Annotated in this window: 16 protein-coding genes; 2 read left to right on the plus strand and 14 right to left on the minus strand. The window is 62.2% G+C overall.

The genetic code is table 11. From position 1 onward, the window contains the following. Window positions 1-69 precede the first annotated feature (69 nt). Window positions 70-276, minus strand: coding sequence for a DNA-binding protein (locus AAFN55_RS16920; RefSeq protein WP_347799994.1), 207 nt, complete (start codon window positions 274-276; stop codon window positions 70-72). A gap of 557 nt (window positions 277-833) precedes the next feature. On the opposite strand from AAFN55_RS16920, the gene AAFN55_RS16925 reads away from it, so the two are divergent. After that, window positions 834-2,021: a tyrosine-type recombinase/integrase gene (locus tag AAFN55_RS16925; RefSeq protein WP_347799995.1), complete on the plus strand. Its 1,188-nt coding sequence runs from the start codon at window positions 834-836 to the stop codon at window positions 2,019-2,021. A 383-nt stretch (window positions 2,022-2,404) separates the two neighbouring features. Here the strand turns inward: AAFN55_RS16925 and AAFN55_RS16930 are convergent, their stop codons facing one another. From AAFN55_RS16930 to AAFN55_RS16975, 10 genes are all read right to left on the minus strand, one after another. Further along, a complete protein-coding gene (locus tag AAFN55_RS16930) occupies window positions 2,405-4,453 on the minus strand; it encodes a TonB-dependent receptor (protein WP_347799996.1) in 2,049 nt (682 codons plus the stop codon). Between the two features lie 203 nt (window positions 4,454-4,656). Next, the gene (locus AAFN55_RS16935; RefSeq protein ID WP_347799997.1) at window positions 4,657-5,415 is read right to left on the minus strand and encodes an ATP-binding cassette domain-containing protein; all 759 of its coding nucleotides are present in this window, start codon (window positions 5,413-5,415) and stop codon (window positions 4,657-4,659) included. Next, window positions 5,412-6,392 carry an iron chelate uptake ABC transporter family permease subunit gene (locus AAFN55_RS16940; RefSeq protein WP_347799998.1) on the minus strand — a complete coding sequence of 327 codons (981 nt, stop codon included), beginning with the start codon at window positions 6,390-6,392 and terminating at the stop codon, window positions 5,412-5,414. The genes AAFN55_RS16935 and AAFN55_RS16940 overlap by 4 nt, the downstream gene beginning before the upstream one ends. Further along, window positions 6,385-7,365 carry an iron chelate uptake ABC transporter family permease subunit gene (locus tag AAFN55_RS16945; protein ID WP_347799999.1) on the minus strand — a complete coding sequence of 327 codons (981 nt, stop codon included), beginning with the start codon at window positions 7,363-7,365 and terminating at the stop codon, window positions 6,385-6,387. The genes AAFN55_RS16940 and AAFN55_RS16945 overlap by 8 nt, the downstream gene beginning before the upstream one ends. Beyond that, a complete protein-coding gene (locus tag AAFN55_RS16950) occupies window positions 7,362-8,258 on the minus strand; it encodes a siderophore ABC transporter substrate-binding protein (protein ID WP_347800000.1) in 897 nt (298 codons plus the stop codon). Before AAFN55_RS16950 ends, AAFN55_RS16945 begins: the two co-directional genes overlap by 4 nt. Next, window positions 8,255-8,569, minus strand: coding sequence for a DUF2218 domain-containing protein (locus tag AAFN55_RS16955; RefSeq protein WP_347800001.1), 315 nt, complete (start codon window positions 8,567-8,569; stop codon window positions 8,255-8,257). The genes AAFN55_RS16950 and AAFN55_RS16955 overlap by 4 nt, the downstream gene beginning before the upstream one ends. A gap of 101 nt (window positions 8,570-8,670) precedes the next feature. Next, window positions 8,671-9,516, minus strand: coding sequence for a fumarylacetoacetate hydrolase family protein (locus AAFN55_RS16960; protein ID WP_347800002.1), 846 nt, complete (start codon window positions 9,514-9,516; stop codon window positions 8,671-8,673). A 24-nt stretch (window positions 9,517-9,540) separates the two neighbouring features. Beyond that, the gene (locus tag AAFN55_RS16965; protein WP_347800003.1) at window positions 9,541-10,275 is read right to left on the minus strand and encodes an SDR family oxidoreductase; all 735 of its coding nucleotides are present in this window, start codon (window positions 10,273-10,275) and stop codon (window positions 9,541-9,543) included. Window positions 10,276-10,300: 25 nt separating this feature from the next. Then, entirely contained in the window at window positions 10,301-10,753 is a 453-nt protein-coding gene (locus tag AAFN55_RS16970; protein WP_347800004.1) for a MaoC/PaaZ C-terminal domain-containing protein, read from the minus strand. A gap of 78 nt (window positions 10,754-10,831) precedes the next feature. Next, on the minus strand, window positions 10,832-11,953 hold the full coding sequence (locus tag AAFN55_RS16975; protein WP_347800005.1) for a mandelate racemase/muconate lactonizing enzyme family protein: 1,122 nt from the start codon (window positions 11,951-11,953) through the stop codon (window positions 10,832-10,834). A 223-nt stretch (window positions 11,954-12,176) separates the two neighbouring features. Between AAFN55_RS16975 and AAFN55_RS16980 the strand changes: the two genes are divergently transcribed. Next, window positions 12,177-12,962: an IclR family transcriptional regulator gene (locus tag AAFN55_RS16980; RefSeq protein ID WP_347800006.1), complete on the plus strand. Its 786-nt coding sequence runs from the start codon at window positions 12,177-12,179 to the stop codon at window positions 12,960-12,962. Window positions 12,963-13,004: 42 nt separating this feature from the next. Here AAFN55_RS16980 and AAFN55_RS16985 read toward each other — a convergent pair whose 3' ends face one another. The 3 genes from AAFN55_RS16985 to AAFN55_RS16995 are packed head-to-tail and all read right to left on the minus strand — an operon-like array spanning window position 13,005 to window position 15,852. Next, on the minus strand, window positions 13,005-14,141 hold the full coding sequence (locus AAFN55_RS16985) for an extracellular solute-binding protein (protein ID WP_347800007.1): 1,137 nt from the start codon (window positions 14,139-14,141) through the stop codon (window positions 13,005-13,007). Then, complete coding sequence (locus tag AAFN55_RS16990; RefSeq protein WP_347800008.1) at window positions 14,138-15,298, minus strand: CaiB/BaiF CoA-transferase family protein; 1,161 nt, start codon at window positions 15,296-15,298, stop codon at window positions 14,138-14,140. The genes AAFN55_RS16985 and AAFN55_RS16990 overlap by 4 nt, the downstream gene beginning before the upstream one ends. Next, window positions 15,298-15,852 (minus strand): MaoC family dehydratase, encoded by a 555-nt coding sequence (locus AAFN55_RS16995; RefSeq protein ID WP_347800009.1) that lies wholly within the window; start codon window positions 15,850-15,852, stop codon window positions 15,298-15,300. Before AAFN55_RS16995 ends, AAFN55_RS16990 begins: the two co-directional genes overlap by 1 nt. Window positions 15,853-16,092 lie beyond the last annotated feature (240 nt).

The following is a 16,092-nucleotide window of genomic DNA, read 5'->3' on the forward strand; positions in this document are numbered from 1 at the left end:
ATTGTTGTGTGACAGGTGGGTGTGAACTGGCTTTAAGGAATATAGCGCCGGAGGAGATAACCCCCAACGTCAGGCGGCCGCAGATTGCTCCTGTTCCGAAATCCACGCGCTCAGCGTCGACTTGCGAGCGCAGACTGTTTCACCAATCCGGAAGTGCGGAAGGTTGCCTTTTGACACCGCGTGGTACACGGCACGGCGCGGGAAGCCGAGGTGTGCGGCTATCGCATCCGCGCCCCGCAGGATGTCGACTGACAGGTTGTCATTGTTTGCATTCATTGATTGTCGCTCCTCTCTATGTCCTCGGATCACGGTTAATTCCGAGCCTAATTAATCTTGGGGTATTTTGTTATCTTTGTCAAGCGTGAATAACGTCAATTTCGCGAATTCCGCTTGAAAACTTTGTCAACAACCGTTAAAGAGCATTCGGTGAATGAGATCGACAAACTTCTGCGAGATTTGAAGGGCCGGTTTGGCGCAACTGCCAGACAGGTAGCGCAAGATCTCGGAACCACGACGGTGACTCTCTCCCGCTGGCGCAACGGCGTCTCCGAACCGAGGCCCGCGAGCCTTCAAGCCATGCGTGATCTACACACCCGATACATGGCAACCGCCCCTCGCGTTCCTTCGGTCTACAGCGACCGGGATTCGACGATTGTGCGGATGGCCGCCCTTGGACATGACTATTCCGAAATCGGGAAAGTCTTCGACATATCCCGCGAGCGGGTTCGTCAGATCGCATCCAAACATGGCGCTCCTCAGAGGCGGCGCGGGTAGCGAAGCACCCGTTATTTAGATTGTTGCGCAGAATCCGTTAGTCCGCTATGGCATCGACCATGGCGATCAGGCAGCGCACTTGGATTCACAACGGCAAGCCCGGCAGCGCTTGGGTGGTCGACTACCGCGACCAGCACGGCAAGCGTCACATCAAGACCTTCAAACTCAAAAAGGACGCGCTGGCCTTCGACGCGCAAACACACGTCGAGGTGTCGGGGCGCATCCATGTCGCCGACGCTGACACGATCACCGTGGCCGCCGCTGGCAAGCACTGGCTGGCGTCCTGCGATGCAGCCGGCCTTGAGCGCAGCACTGTCAATCAGTACCGCCAGCATCTCGACCTGCACATCGTTCCGTTTATTGGCACGAAGCGGTTGAACGAAATATCGGTCCCGATGGTGCGCGGCTTCATGGACGCGCTTCAGGACAATGGCCGTTCCGCTGCCATGCTGCGCGCGGTCCGTGTCAGCCTTGGCTCCTTGCTTTCGGATGCTCAAGAGCGAGGACTGGTCGTCAGGAACGCAGTGAAGGACATTGGCCGGAGCAAGGGCAAAGCAGCTTCTGCAGCGCGTCACGAGCAGCCGGTTCAAGTCGGCGTTGATCTTCCTACAAGAGAGGAAGTGCGAGCCATCCTCAGCGCCGCATCGGGGAAGCCTCGCATATTCATTATGACGGCGATCCTTACGGGCATGCGCGCAAGCGAGCTTCGCGGCCTGCGATGGGCTGATCTGGACTTCCACAAAAATGAGGTCACGATCCGGCAACGGGCTGACGCCTATCAGGAGATAGGCTCGCCCAAATCCGTGAAGGGTAGACGCACCATTCCCCTGCCCGGCGACCTGGTGTTCGCTCTGAAGGCGTGGAAGGACGAATGCCCCAAAGGCGATCTCGACCTCGTCTTCCCTACAGGAACCGGAGCAATTGAGTACCATGCGAATATCGTCAAACGCTGGTTCCATCCGCCCCAGATTGAGGCAGGCGTCACCGTGAAGACGGACAAGGTCGACAAGCGCGGCGAGCCAGTTTTGGCCCCAAAGTATTCCGGCCTGCACGCTCTGCGACATTTCTATGCAAGCTGGTGTATCAACCGACCGGAAGATGGCGGCCTTGGCCTGCCTCCCAAGGTGGTGCAGGATCGTATGGGCCACTCGTCTATTCAGGTCACGCTTGACGTTTACAGTCACCTGTTCCCCAAGGGCGATGACGGCAGCCAAATGGACCGGGCTGCAAGTGCATTGCTGGGATAAGCGCGACAAGGGTGCGACAAATCGCGAATAGCTCAGCGAAATCAAAGAGGGATCAAACACTCTGACTCCGTTAGTCCTGGTTCGAATCCAGGTTCCCCAGCCACCTTCTCGTTTCTTCTCAATAATTTAGCGCGAATTTACCCGTGACGGGAACAACCGTCGAGGACGGGTAGAGCATCGGACCGAAAAGTGGAGTCCGTTTTCGGGTTATTCCGATGCTCGAACAAAGAGATAGATCCCCACTCGTCCGTAAGGACGCACGAGTGGGGATCCAGAGTGATCGGCTTGTTCATAGGATCGCGCGGCGCGGGTACGGCGCCGGACTTTCGTCGTCCGGCTGCCGCATTGTCCACGTTTCCTGCGATTGCGTCAGCGAAGCCCGATCAGAAGCGCATCGTCGCGCTGAGGCGGAACGAGCGGCCCGGATCGAGATGCGGCTTCACGCCCTCGAAATCCTGACCGTAGCTGGCGCGGTTGGTATAGCTCTCGTCGAAGATGTTGCGCACGTCGGCACGAAGCGTGAAGTTCGTATGGGTCGGCGGCGTATATTCCACGAACGCGTTGGCCACGGTGTAGCCCGGAAGCGCGACCTTGTCGGACGGATCGGTCGGATGCTTCACGAGCGTATCCTCGTTCTTGAGCGCGATCTCGACGTCACCGCCCAGCCTCACGCCCCAGTCATGGAACGTATATCCGCCGCCGAGCATGATGATCTGGCCGATCGGAGTAGTCAGGTAACGGCCCACCTCGGAATCGGCAGGTATGCCATCCACGTCGGCCGATATGTCGGCATATTTGATGCTGGCGAACGCGGCGTCCCACTCGTAGCGCGCGCCGATCTCCCAGCCCTTGGTCCGGAGGTCGAAATTGCGCATCGCATTGCCGGCGGTCGGGAACCGCGCATTGTCGATGTCGGTCCGGAACAGGCTCGCTTCGAGCGTGAGGCCTTCAAAGCGCGCCTCTAGACCGACCGTGTAGTTGTTCGACGTCACGGCCTCGAGATCGTCGGGATAGGTCCATGCCGGGTTCTGGATGAAGTTCTCGGCCAGCGGTATGCCACCCCAGACATGCGAGATGCCTGCCTTCGCCGTCAGGAAGTCGGGCACAAGATCATATTCGCCGGACAGGTTTCCGCTGACACCCGCATTGCTGAAATCGGTGTCGTCGACGCCGGTGAACCACTGGTTGTCGATGCGGCCGCCGAACGAGATGCGTGCCCGGTCGAAGGGCTCGAGCCGCGCCTGTGCGTATGCGCCCACATTGCTTGCGCGTTCATCCGGGAATTCCGGCGGCACCGCGTCATAGGAAAGCTTCGCGCGGTCGCTGTAGAAATCGAAACCGGCGGTGACGCTGCCGATGTCGAAGGAGAACTTGTTCTCCACCTTGCCGTTGAAGCTGCTGGTCGCACCGATCGCAGGCGCGATGATCTCGCCGGTAGCGCGGTTGAAGACGGGCGTCTCGACCTGCGTGCGGCTATAGGCCAGAACGACCTTCGGATCCCACCATCCTTCCGGCATCGTGTTCGTGTAGGTGAAGACGGTGTTCTGGCGGTTCAGCTCGTAATTGCGCAGGACCGGCTCGTTGCGGATGTTGATGTAGGCGTTGGCGCGATAGGGGCGCAGCGCGTCGTCGCGCACCTGCTCATGGCTCAGTTCGAAGCGGTTGCCCTCTGGCGTCTCGTAGGCGATCTTGCCGAGACCGGCGAGCAGGTTGGTGCCCGTTCCCAGCATCTCCTCCCCATTGCCGGCCGTGAAATTGCCGCCCTTGCTGTAGTTGATGTAGCCGAGGAACTCGAAACCGTCCTGCATGCCGAAGGCGCTCGCGCCGGTCGTGAACGTCTCGCTGTTGGTGTCCCACGTCCCGGTGAGGAAGCCGCCGAAATTGCGGCCCGGCTCGAGCAGGTCGACCGCGTCCTTCGTCTCCAGCCCCATCGAGCCGCCAAGCGCTGCCGGTCCCGCATCGGCCGGCGCGACACCGGCCTGGACCGTTACGGCCTTGAGCAGTGCGGGATCGATGAGGTAGGTTCCATTGTGGTGGAACACCTTGTTGTTCTGACGCGAGCCGTCGACGGTGACCGCGAGGTTCGTTTCGTCCACGCCGTTGACGTAGATCTTCTGCGTGCTCGGGATGGAGCCACCGATCGCCACCGCCGGCTCGCCGGTGAAGATTTCGCGCAGGTTCGCGGGCTTCTTGCGATCCATCTCCTCAGGCGTCACCGCAATCAGATTGGTGCCTGCCGTTCCTTCCGCTCCGGCGCCGACATCGAGGCGCGGCAAAAGCGTCGCGCCATCGCTCGTCACGGGCATGGCTTCCTGCTCGGCCGAGGCTTCGTCGGCAACCGGCAGCGCGGATTGCGACAGTGCGGCCCCGCTCGTCCAGAGCAAGGCCAGTGCGGTGCCGACGGCAAGTGCGCGATACGATCCAGACGTCATTGAGGTCCCCATCAAGAAAAAGTGCGCCACGACGCGCGACATGTTGCCTGCAGACCGCGCCGTGACGCGGTTGCAATTCCGAATTCTTGGTACGGAGGCGGAAGGCGGGAGACAATAACTGGACAAAAAGAGTCTTATTAAAATCGCAAAGAAAGCATGAGCTTGTGCCAATTATGACACACATTATCAGGTTTTAGTGCAGCCTATCTGTGGTGCAGAACGGTGGGGTGACCGTCGATCTCCTCCACCCGCATCCTGAAGCCGAACACGCGTTCCAGCACCTGCGGCGTCAGGATGTCGCGTGGCGCGCCGTTCGCGACGATGCGCCCGTCCCGCATCGCCACGATGCGGTCGGCGTGGGCGGCGGCATGGTTGATGTCGTGCAGCACGATGACGATCGTGCGCCCATCCTCGTCGCTGATCCGGCGCAACGCGCGCATCAGTTCGCGCGCGTAAAACATGTCGAGATTGTTGAGCGGTTCGTCGAGCAGCAGGTAGTCAGTTCCCTGGCAGAAGGCCATCGCGACCAGTGCACGCTGCCGCTGTCCGCCCGAAAGCGTATCGATGAAGCGATCGGCGAGGTCCGTCAGGTCGAACTGCTTCAGCGCCGCCGCGATGTGGGTCCGGTCATCGTCGTTGAGCCGCCCGCGATGATGCGGAAAGCGCCCGAAGCCGACGAGTTCGGCGACGCGCAGCCGGCTGGCGATGCCCGGGTCCTGGCGCAGGATCGCGAGGACCTTCGCAAGCTGCCGTCCCGGCGTCTTGTCGACTTCGAAGCCGTCCACCGTGATCGTGCCGGCCTGCAATGGCTGAAGGCGCGCAATGAGCGAGAGCAGGCTCGACTTGCCGGCCCCGTTCGGCCCGACCAGCGCCGTGATGCCGCCTTTCGGCAGGACGAGGTCGATGTCGTGCAGGATCGGCTTGCCCTGCAAACGCAGCGAGACGTCATGAATTTCGATCACGCCCGTCTCCGTCCAAACAACAGCATCAGGAAGACGAGCCCGCCGACGAATTCGACGATGACGCTCAGCACCGACTGCCCGCCCAGCCCATGCTGAAGCAGCACCTGCCCGCCGACCAGCACCAGCACCGCGATCAGGGATGCGGCGGGCAGCAGCACCGCATGACGCCGCGTTCCCATGACGCGCTCGGCCAAAGCGACGACGAGCAGGCCGAGAAACGCGATCGGCCCCACAAGCGCCGTCGAGACTGCGACGAGGGCCGCAACCAGAAGCAGCAACGCGGTGACGGTCGGTCGCCATGCGACGCCGAGCCCGGTCGCGGCATCGGGCCCAAGCGCCAGGATATCGAGCACGTTGCGCGCGCGCCACGCAACCGCGACGCCGGCGACCGTCACGACCCCGCCGATCGCGAGGAGTTCCGCCGGCGCGGTCGTGAAGCTGGCAAAGCTGGCACCCTGCAGCACGGCGAAATCGTTCGGGTCGATCAGCCGCGCGATGAGCGACGACAGTGACCGGAACATCAGGCCAAGGACCACGCCTGTCAGGAGCATCAACGTCATGTCCACACGCTGGCGCAGGAGCGGCAGGAACAGCGCCAGCGCGAGCGCCATCATCAGGATCACCTCACCCGCGAATTTCACCTGCGCATCGAGCGTCGCGAAGCCAAGGCCGCCAAGCGCGAAGACGAGCGCCGTCTGGCAGAAAAGGTAGAGCGCATCGAGGCCCATGATCGACGGCGTCAGGATGTGGTTGCCGCTGATCGTCTGGAACAGCACCGTCGAAACGGCGATCGCAATGCCCACCTGGGCAAAGACGAGAAGCTGCGTGGCGCGCAGCTCCAGCACGAACGCGATGTTGCCGCGCAGGCCGATCGTCATGAAGGCCACGAACACCGCGACCGCCGCCGCGGCGAGAAGCGCAAGCCGTCCGTCGCGCCGATAGGCGTCGAGCGCCGGCAGGGTTGTCGGCTCAGCCATCGTCATGCCGCCTGAACAGAATGCCCAGGAACATCAGCGCGCCGACGACACCAAGCACGGTACCAACCGGCACTTCATAGGGGTAGCGCAGCAATCGTCCGAGGATATCGCAGGCAAGCACGAGCGCGGCGCCCGCGCCGGCCACCCATGGGATCGTGGCGCGCAGATTGTCGCCCGCAAAGCGCGAGACGAGCGCCGGCACGATCAGCCCCACGAACGGGATCATGCCGACCACGACGACGGTGAGCGCCGAGATCGCCGAGACGATCACGAGCCCCAGTTGCAGCATGCGCGCATAGTTCAGGCCGAGCCCGATGCTGGCGCTCTTGCCGAGCGACAGGATGGTGAGCCGATCCGCCACCCACCAGGCGAGCGCGACCATCGCGGCCCCAATCCAGAGCAGCTCGTAGCGCCCACGCAGGACGCCGGAGAATTCTCCGTTCGTCCACACGTCGATATATTGCAGAAGATCCGCCTGCCAGGCGACGAAGGTCACGCCTGCGCCGACGACCCCGCCATAGACGAGACCGAACAACGGCACCAGAAAAGGCTGCGTCGGCGGAAGCCGGTGCGCGAGCGCCAGAAAGATCGAGGTTCCGGCAAGCGCCGTCACGCTGGCGACGATGGTCTTCGACATCATGGAGGCGTCGGGCCACAGTAGCGTCACGACAAGGATGCCCAGCGCGGCACTCTGCGCGGTGCCGGCTGTGGTAGGCTCGACGAACCGATTGCGCGCGAGGCTCTGCATCACGAGACCGGCGATCGCCAGCCCGCCACCGGCCAGAATGGCCGCGAGTGTGCGCGGCAGCCGGCTCTCCACCAGCAGGCGCAGCGCTTCGGGATCGTTCAGCAGTTGGCGGGGCGTCAGCGCACTGACGCCAACGAACAGGCTCGCAATGCTCAGGGCTGCAAGGACCAGAATGGCCGCGATCCCGACAAGGCCATGTGAGCGGTTCGCGGCGGCGGCTGTCATTGGCTGTGCGAGAAGGCTTCCGTGATCGCGGCCAGCACGCGGCCCATGGCCTGCACACCGCCTGCGGCGATGTAGAAATCCGCAGCCGGAATGTAGATCACCTGACCCGACTTCCACGCCTTCGTCTCAGTCACGAGCGCATTGTCGAGCGTCGCCTTGGCGTTCTGCTCACCCGAGCCGATCGCGGCTGCCCGGTCGAGCACGATGAGCCAGTCCGGGTCGGCGTCGCGCACGAACTCGAACGAAACCGCCTCGCCATGATTGGCGGCATCCAGGCTTTTCACGGCAGGCGGCAGGTCGAGCGTTTCATGCACCCAGCCGAACCGCGATCCGACGCCATAGGCGGAAATCTTGGGGCCGCTGGTCATGAGGATCAGGGCATTGCCCTTGCCGGCGACGGCCTTGCGCGCCGCCTCGACCGATGCATCGAGTTCACGCAGGGCCTCGTCGGCCTCGGCCTCGACCGCAAAGAGCGCGCCATAGGCTGCAAGCCGGCTTCGCGCATCGGCCAGCAGGTCGTCCCCGCCCATCGTCATGTCGATGCTCGGGGCAACACGACGCGTGGCCTCGATCGCCGGAGACGATCGCCCGCCGACGATGATCAGGTCGGGACCAAGCGCGGACAGGGCTTCGAGATTGGGCTCGAAGATCGTTCCGACGGTCTCGGCGCCGTCCTTCAAGCCGGAGAGTTGCGGCAGATACAGCGTGTCGGGCACCCCGTCGATCTGCACGCCGAGCCGGTCAAGCGTATCGATCGCGGCGATATCGTAGACGGCGATCGTCTCGGGCCGACCGTCGATCGTCACCGGGCCGAGCGCCGTATCGATTTCAGCGGCGAAGGCATTCAGTGCGCAAAAAGCGGAGGCTGCGAGGCCGATGAACAACCGTCTCATGATGTCCCTGCCTCATTGGCGGGAGGATTTGTGGGAACCCATTCCAACACGGCAGGCTCGCGAAACGCAAAACGCATCAGGTGCGTTTCGATCACGTCCCGCGTCTCTTCCAATTGCGCTGCGTCGGGCGCGATCGTGCGGATTCGAAGCACCCCGGCATCGGCATCGAGGACCGCCGTCCCGCAGGAAAAACGGCATTCACCATGCCGTTCATCGAAGGTGACGTCGATCTTGTGAGCAAAATGCTTGCAGAGCTGTTGCAGATAGCGCGAGCCGTGCTCGGTATGAAAATTTGCAGTGGCGGACAACACGGAACGACCTCAATTATGAGTTGTTCAGTCCACTTAAATTTCGATGCTTGAAATAGCAAGGGCATCGGCCGCCTTGCGCGGCCGATGCCGTGTCCCGCCGATCAGGCGTCGTTGCGCACGTTTTGCGTCTGGGTGCCGAGTCCCTCGATGCCGAGTTCGACCACGTCTCCGGACTTGAGGTAGCGTGGCGGCTTCATGCCGAGGCCGACGCCGGGCGGCGTGCCGGTCGAGATGATGTCGCCCGGACGAAGCGACATGAACTGGCTGAGATAGGAGACCAGATGCGCGACGCCATAGACCATGGTGCGCGTCGATCCGTTCTGCATCGTCTCGCCGTTGACCGTGAGCCACATGGGCAAATTCTGCGGGTCCGCGATCTCGTCCTTGGTCACGAGCCAGGGCCCGATCGGCCCGAACGTGTCGGCCGACTTGCCCTTGGTCCACTGTCCCTGGCGCTCGGTCTGGAAGGCGCGCTCGGAGACGTCGTGGACGGTGCAATAGCCGGCGACGTAGCCCAGCGCCTCACCTTCGCTGACATATTTCGCGGTCTTGCCGATGACGACGCCGAGTTCCACTTCCCAGTCGGTCTTCTCGGATCCGCGGGGAATCAGCACATCGTCGTTCGGGCCACAGATCGCGGATGTCGCCTTCATGAAGATGATCGGCTCGGACGGAACCTCCGCGCCTGTCTCGGCCGCATGGTCGGAGAAGTTCAGACCGATGCAGATGAACTTGCCGACACCGCCGACGCACGGACCGATGCGCGGGTTGCCGTCAACCAGCGGCAGCGTGGACGGATCGAGCGCGGACAATCGCGCCAGCGCGTCGGGATCGAGCGCCACACCTGCAATATCCGTGACATGGCCGGAGAGGTCCCTGACCCGGCCCTCGGCATCGAGAAGTCCCGGACGCTCGGCGCCAGCGTCTCCATAACGTAACAATTTCATTCGTTGTGTCCTTTCAGGTGCGGATCAGATCGTCCAGCCGCCGTCGATGGCGTAGGCTTGGCCTGTCGTGTAGGTCGCGCCGGCAAGATAGAGCGCCAATCCGGCGATCTCGTCAGGCCTACCGATGCGGCCCATCGGCTGGCGTTCCTTGAAGGCGTTGCGCACCGTCTCGTAGTCGCCCTGCGCGCGCATCCGATCCTGCAACGAGGGGCTCTCGACCGTGCCGGGGCAAATCGCGTTGCAGCGAATGCCTTTCGCCACATAGTCGGCGGCGACCGATTTCGTCAGGCCGATGACGGCAGCCTTGGTCACGCTATAGGCGAAGCGGTTGGGAACGCCCTTCATGCTCGACGCGACGGAGGCCATGTTGATGATGCAGCCCTCGCCGCGATCGATCATGCCGGGCAGCGCTGCACGGATCGTACGGACCATCGACTTCACATTGAGGTCGAAAGCGAAATCGAGGTCCCCGTCCTGCATCTCGAGCACCGAGCCCGGATGAACGAAGCCTGCGCAGTTGAAGAGCACATCCACCGCGCCGATTTCCGCGAACGCGGCAGCGACCGCCTTGTCGTCGAGAACGTCGAGCTTCAACGTTCTGATGGAGGCTTCGCTTGAGAGCTGCGCGAGCGCATCTTCGTTGATGTCAGTGGCAATGACCGTTGCGCCGGCCTCGGCAAAAGTGAGCGCCGTCGCCTTGCCGATCCCCTGCCCTGCGGCCGTGATGAAAGCGGTTTTTCCCTGAAGGCCAGATGTCATCGTGTGTTCCTTGTTTGATAAGAGGTCAGGCAGCGCGTGCGTGCCGCTCGACGACATAGATGTGGTCCGTCACGAGAACGACTTCGTCACGCTGGTTGATCACCTCGCACCGCTCGATGACGCGGCCCGCGTCGGCCCGCTTCGGATCGTCGTCCTTCGAAAGGATCGTCGCCCGCGTGCGGATCGTATCGCCGATAAAGACGGGCTTGACGAAGCGCAAGCGGTCATAACCATACGAGAACGCCGCCGGGTTGATCACCGTGGCGGTGAGGCCGATGCCGATCGAGAAGACCATCGTGCCATGCGCGATCCGTGCCCCGAACGGCGTCGTCTTCATGAACTCCGCATCCATGTGATGCGGGAAGAAGTCGCCCGTATGACCCGCATGGACGACGAAATCGGTCTCGGTGATCGTCCGACCCATCGTCGTGCGCGAAAACCCGATCTCGTAGTCCTCGAAATATTGCGTCTGTTCCATCGTCCCTGCTGTCATCCTGTCATTGGTGTGTAGAGCGGGAGGCGGCAGTTCCGCCCCGCCATGTTTGTTGCGGCGAATTCAGATCGAGCGCGCCGTCACCTCGGTCGTGAACTCGCCCACGCTGCGACGCCGCAGCGCATCCCAGTCCCATGCAATTCCAAGCCCCGGCTCCGACGGAGCGATCGCATGGCCATCCCTGATTTCCAGCCGCGAAGTCGTCACCTCGTTCAACTGCGGAATATATTCGACATATTTGCCCTTCTGGACAGCACAGGTGAGGCTGACCTGAAGCTCCATCAGGAAATGCGGGCACACCGGCATGTCGAACGCTTCGGCGGCATGCGCCACTTTCAGCCATGGCGTGACGCCGCCGATGCGCCCCACATCCACCTGGATGATCGAACAGGCACCGCGCTGCATGTATTCGCGGAAATGGCGGATCGAATAGAGCGACTCCCCGACGGCCACCGGAATGCTTGTCGCGTTCGAAAGACGCACATGGCCCTCGATGTCATCCGCCGGCAGCGGCTCCTCGATCCAGGCGAGGTCGAGATCGGCCAAGCGCTCCGCCCGCCGGATCGCCTCATCCACGGTGAATGCCTGGTTGCAATCGGTCATGATCTCGTAATCGTCGCCGACGGCATCACGAACCGCGCGCAGGCGGCGCAGATCCTCGGCGACGTGCGGCTTGCCGATTTTGATCTTGGAGCCTGTGAATCCTTTCGCCTTGGCTTCGAGCGCGTCCTCCACCAGAGCCTGCGTCTCGATGTGCAGCCAGCCGCCTTCGGTGGTGTAGAGCTTGCATCGATCCCTGGCGCCGCCCGCCAGCTTCCAGAGCGGCATCCCCTGCTTCTTCGCCCGGAGATCCCACAACGCCGTGTCCACGGCCGCCAGCGCGATCGACGTGATCGCCCCGATCGTTGTTGCGTGCGTGGCGAATTCCAATTCGTGCCAGATGGCCTCGATCCGATCCGCATCGCGGCCCAGCAGTAGAGGCGCGAAGTGATCGATCAGCATCCGCATGACCGACGCCCCGCCTGTACCAATCGTATAACTATAGCCCGTGCCGACCGCGCCATCGGCGTCGGTGATCGTCACCATGGGCGTTTCCTGCCGGACGAAACTCTGGATCGCATCGGTGCGGACGACCATCGGGTCGAGATTGACCATGCGGAATTCGATCTTCTCGATCTTCGCCATGGTCAGCGCTCCACAGACAGGGTTGGCGAGGGCAAAGCCGCCACATACGCATGACGACGCCTGCTTCCGGATGCGGTTTCCAAGCGACCCTCCCTATCTTCTCTTATAAATGAGTAGATCATTTATATACAAACATCTGGCAAGCCATATTGTCAAGTTACCAGTCTTTTCATTCAGGACCATAGTGCGTATATGAAATCGACCATTCACCAGAGAGCGCACAATGGACAGTGAAGAGCAGGACCGCTACCGCGCCCCGGCCCTCGACAAGGGTCTCGATATTCTGGAATTGCTGGCAAGCGTGGATGGCGGGCTGACCCAGGCCGAAATCGCCAAGCGTTTGGACCGCAGCCCCAACGAATTCTACCGGATGCTCGACCGGCTCGTTCGGCGCGGCTACGTGACCCGTATCGACGGCGACCGGTTTTCGCTGACGCTCAAGCTGTTCGGTCTGGCCCAACTACATGCCCCCGTGCGCCGCTTGGCATCCTATGCGACGCCGCTGATGCGCGAACTTGCCGAGAAAACCCGGCAAGCGAACCAACTCGTCGTTTTTGATCGCGGCGCGGCTGTCGTCATCGCACAGCAGGAAGCACCCGGATATTGGGGCATCTCCATTCGCGTCGGCTCCCATATCAGCCTGTTCGACACCGGTTCCGGCCACGTCCTCCTTGCGTTTCGCAGGGAGGATGAACGTCTGATGATGGTCGCCGAGGATTCCGGCAGCGGAGAGCCGCCCGTCATTTCGCCGGACTTCACGTCCCGCCTCGACCAGATCAGGGATCGCGGCTACGAAATGATGGCGAGCGCGCAGACGGCCGGCGTGTTCAACCTCTCCGCCCCCATCCTCGGGCCGGATGGGCGCGCAATCGCGGCGCTGACCGTTCCCTACATCACGCTGGTGAACACGCCTGCCGCGCCCGACATCTCCGGCACCATCCAGCTTCTGCTGGATACTGCGGGGCGCCTGTCGAGCCTCGCCGGTTCGGAGTTCCCGAAGGCCCCGTAGTGCCAAGAGCCCGGGCCTGGCCGTCACGTCTGTTTTTGAGCGTCAGCCGAAGCTGCCTCTGAACAGGGCGTTGAGTTCGCTCACGAGCAGGGCAGGATCATTCCCGCCCCGCAATCCTGCATTGAGCAGGTCGGATCCTTCCTGCTGGAAGCGCATGTAACCGTCGTGGCGCGGTCTCAGCCAGGCGCCTTCGAGCGTCCTTCGCGTATCCACGTAGAAATTGCCGTTGGCGTCGTTCGCGGCGCGATCTTCCCAGGCAGCCGCGTGACCCGCCTGCCCGCCGGAGCGGACGAAAAGCCCGCGCTGCGTATCCGCGCTTGCGACCCAGTAGGCGAAGTCGATCGCCGCATCGCGGTTTCTGGAGAAAGCGGAGACCGCTATGCCCGTCCCACCAAGCGCCGAGCCAACGGGACCGTTACTGCCCGTCACCGGCATGTCCGTGAACGCAAGGCGATGCGGACGGAACCCGTCGATGGAGTAGTTCACATAGCCGTAGATCAGTGGAGAGCAGGCGATCCGCGATCCCTCGGCCGCCATCCGCTCCGAAACGTCGATCGGGTCCATGTCGAAGCATTCGGGATCGAGATGATCGGCGAGTTCGCGGATCATCGCAACGACCCTCGCCCCGGCATTGACATCGACCAGATCGCCCTGTGTGTCGCCGTTGCACGGGCTGCCGATGTTTCCGGCAAGCGTATAGAAGGTCATGAGCGAGTGCGGCGCGCGCAGCGGCAGTAACACTCTTCCATCGCGCGCCAGATCGAGTACCTCCCGCCATGTCGATGCGGGCCTGTCGAGCAGATCGGGTCGGTACGCCTGGACCTGCGTCGCAGCGTCGATAGGAAACGCCCACTGCCTGCCCTGCCAGTTGTAGCTCGGGTACGATTTCCCGACGCTGCCATCAGCAAGTGCTATGCGTTCGGGCTCGCGGCCATCGACGTCCAGCGGCGTCAGGCATCCCTCGCCGGTGATCTGTCCGACATGCGGATGGTCGATCACGATCAGATCATAGGCGCGGGCCAGTTCATCGACCGGGTAGGATTCGAAATCCTGCAGCGACCGCTTGTCCCATTCGATGTGCGTGCCCGTCATGCGCAGCCATTCGGCCGAGCAGGCGACCATCGGGTCGTATCCGCGTGGATGGCTCCACGTCATGCCCTTCAGCTTCACGCCGCTCATAGCGCGAACTCCGCGCGGATCGCTTCGCTATGCTCGCCAATGCGCGGCGCGGCGCGGCTGACTTTCGGGCGGACGCCGTTGACGCGGATGGGCGAACGGGTGGTGAGGATCGACACATCGTCGTCCCGCTCCACGGTCTGAAGCATATCGAGGATCCGGAAGCCCTCACTTTCCAGAAGCTCCTCCCAGTTGAGGACCTTCGCGCACCAGATGTCGGCGGGCTCGAGGAGCGAAAGCCATTCGTCGATCGTCCTGGTCGCGATGCGCGCCGCAATGATCGCCTTGATGTCGTCGCGACCGGTGAACCACGATGCAGGAGCATCGCGATAGGGTTCCAGTTCGTCCAGTTCCATCAGGTCGGCAAGCCGGGAGATCGGCGTCATGGCAATGGCGAGGAACCCGTCCTTGGCGGGGTACACACCATAAGGGGCCGACAGATAGGCGTGAGCGCTTCTGAAATTCGAGCGTTTCGGGAGGCGGCGACCATCATTGAGATAGGTCGTGAGCACTTCGAACTGGAAATCCACCAGGGATTCCAGAAGGCTGGTCTCGATGTGCCCACCCTTGCCGCCGATGCCGCGTTTGACCAGATAGGCGAGGATACCTTGGACAGCCGACGCCCCCGCGAGCATGTCACCGACCGCAAGGCCGAACGGAACCGGGCCCTGCCCTTCGTCGCCATTCAGCCACATCAGGCCGGAACGCGACTGTGCAAGCAGGTCCTGGCCGGGCCGCTTCACCCATGGGCCGCTTTCGCCATAGCCGCTGATGGACGCATAGACGATACGGGGGTTGATCTTGCTGACGGCCTCGTAGTCCAGCCCCAGACGCTGGATCACGCCGGGACGAAAATTCTGGATGAGAACGTCGGCCTTTCCCAGAAGCGTCCGAAGCGCCTCAAGGTCGCTTTCGTTCTTCAGGTCGATCGCAAGGCTCTCCTTGCCGCGATTGATGGCGTGGAAGATTGTCGAGTCACCGCCGATCTCGGTATCGCTGAGATAGAGCCGGCGAGACAGGTCGCCTCCGTCCGGCCGCTCGACCTTGATCACCCGCGCTCCAAGATCGAGCAGGCGCAGCGAGCAATAAGGGCCGGAGAGGAACTGGCTCATGTCCACCACGACGAGGCCAGCCAGCGGCAAATCGGTATCTGCAGTCATCAGTCCTGTTTCTCGGTCTTGCCGACGAAATCGGCCGGGTTCTTGTATTTTACGGTTTGCAGATGCTCGCAGTAGAGGACGAGCTCGCCTTCGCCCTTGAACACCTCGTAGCTCGCGCGGATGAGCCCCATTTGCGGGTAGCGCGGCCTGCGGTCGAGGTTCGTGCGGATGCTGTAGATCGTGTCGCCGATGAAGACCGGTTTGATGAAGCGCAGCTTGTCGTAACCGTAGGAGAAGGCGTTGACGCAGTTGGTCGCCACCAGTCCCAGCCCGGCGGAAAACACGAACGCGCCTGAAACGAGCCGCTTGTCGAAGATGCCCTCCCGCTGCGCGAAAAGCTCGTCCTGCACGTAAGGGTGGATGTCGAGAACCAGATTGTTGAACGAATGGCTCTCGCCCTCGGAAATCGTCCGGCGCAGCGATCTGATCTTCTGACCCACCGGCCAGTCCTCGTAGAACCAGTTCTCGGAGTTCCAGACGGGAATCTCGGCGTGGTCCAAAGGCATGTCGGAAGGCCGCGTCGACGAAACGCCGACGGAAGACGCAACGCTCATGGCGACACCTGTTCGACCGGCGCGAAAACCATAATCCTTCCTCCCATATCTTCTCTTATAAATGCATTTTTCACATATGAGTTCTTTTTGCAACCAGCTTCGCTCAATTGACTGGCTCGATCCCTGGTTAAGAACGCGGCCGAATCCACCCAATTCACCCACAAATAAAGTTGCAATTCATTTATGAATGCATTACCGGATTGGATGTTACCCAATCCGGGGTGCCATCTGTGGGAGGAT

The organism is Mesorhizobium sp. CAU 1732 (assembly GCF_039888675.1).
In the GTDB taxonomy this organism is placed as follows: Bacteria; Pseudomonadota; Alphaproteobacteria; order Rhizobiales; family Rhizobiaceae; genus Aerobium.

What these genes read in the sequence shown, in the direction of transcription:
- AAFN55_RS16950 (WP_347800000.1), bottom strand. Translation starts at nt 8,258, where the DNA reads ATGAGACGGTTGTTCATCGGCCTCGCAGCCTCCGCTTTTTGCGCACTG.
- AAFN55_RS16920 (WP_347799994.1), bottom strand. Translation starts at nt 276, where the DNA reads ATGAATGCAAACAATGACAACCTGTCAGTCGACATCCTGCGGGGCGCG.
- AAFN55_RS16960 (WP_347800002.1), bottom strand. Translation starts at nt 9,516, where the DNA reads ATGAAATTGTTACGTTATGGAGACGCTGGCGCCGAGCGTCCGGGACTT.
- AAFN55_RS16980 (WP_347800006.1), top strand. Translation starts at nt 12,177, where the DNA reads ATGGACAGTGAAGAGCAGGACCGCTACCGCGCCCCGGCCCTCGACAAG.
- AAFN55_RS16975 (WP_347800005.1), bottom strand. Translation starts at nt 11,953, where the DNA reads ATGGCGAAGATCGAGAAGATCGAATTCCGCATGGTCAATCTCGACCCG.
- AAFN55_RS16985 (WP_347800007.1), bottom strand. Translation starts at nt 14,141, where the DNA reads ATGAGCGGCGTGAAGCTGAAGGGCATGACGTGGAGCCATCCACGCGGA.
- AAFN55_RS16995 (WP_347800009.1), bottom strand. Translation starts at nt 15,852, where the DNA reads ATGAGCGTTGCGTCTTCCGTCGGCGTTTCGTCGACGCGGCCTTCCGAC.
- AAFN55_RS16940 (WP_347799998.1), bottom strand. Translation starts at nt 6,392, where the DNA reads ATGGCTGAGCCGACAACCCTGCCGGCGCTCGACGCCTATCGGCGCGAC.
- AAFN55_RS16925 (WP_347799995.1), top strand. Translation starts at nt 834, where the DNA reads ATGGCGATCAGGCAGCGCACTTGGATTCACAACGGCAAGCCCGGCAGC.
- AAFN55_RS16945 (WP_347799999.1), bottom strand. Translation starts at nt 7,365, where the DNA reads ATGACAGCCGCCGCCGCGAACCGCTCACATGGCCTTGTCGGGATCGCG.
- AAFN55_RS16930 (WP_347799996.1), bottom strand. Translation starts at nt 4,453, where the DNA reads ATGACGTCTGGATCGTATCGCGCACTTGCCGTCGGCACCGCACTGGCC.
- AAFN55_RS16965 (WP_347800003.1), bottom strand. Translation starts at nt 10,275, where the DNA reads ATGACATCTGGCCTTCAGGGAAAAACCGCTTTCATCACGGCCGCAGGG.
- AAFN55_RS16970 (WP_347800004.1), bottom strand. Translation starts at nt 10,753, where the DNA reads ATGGAACAGACGCAATATTTCGAGGACTACGAGATCGGGTTTTCGCGC.
- AAFN55_RS16990 (WP_347800008.1), bottom strand. Translation starts at nt 15,298, where the DNA reads ATGACTGCAGATACCGATTTGCCGCTGGCTGGCCTCGTCGTGGTGGAC.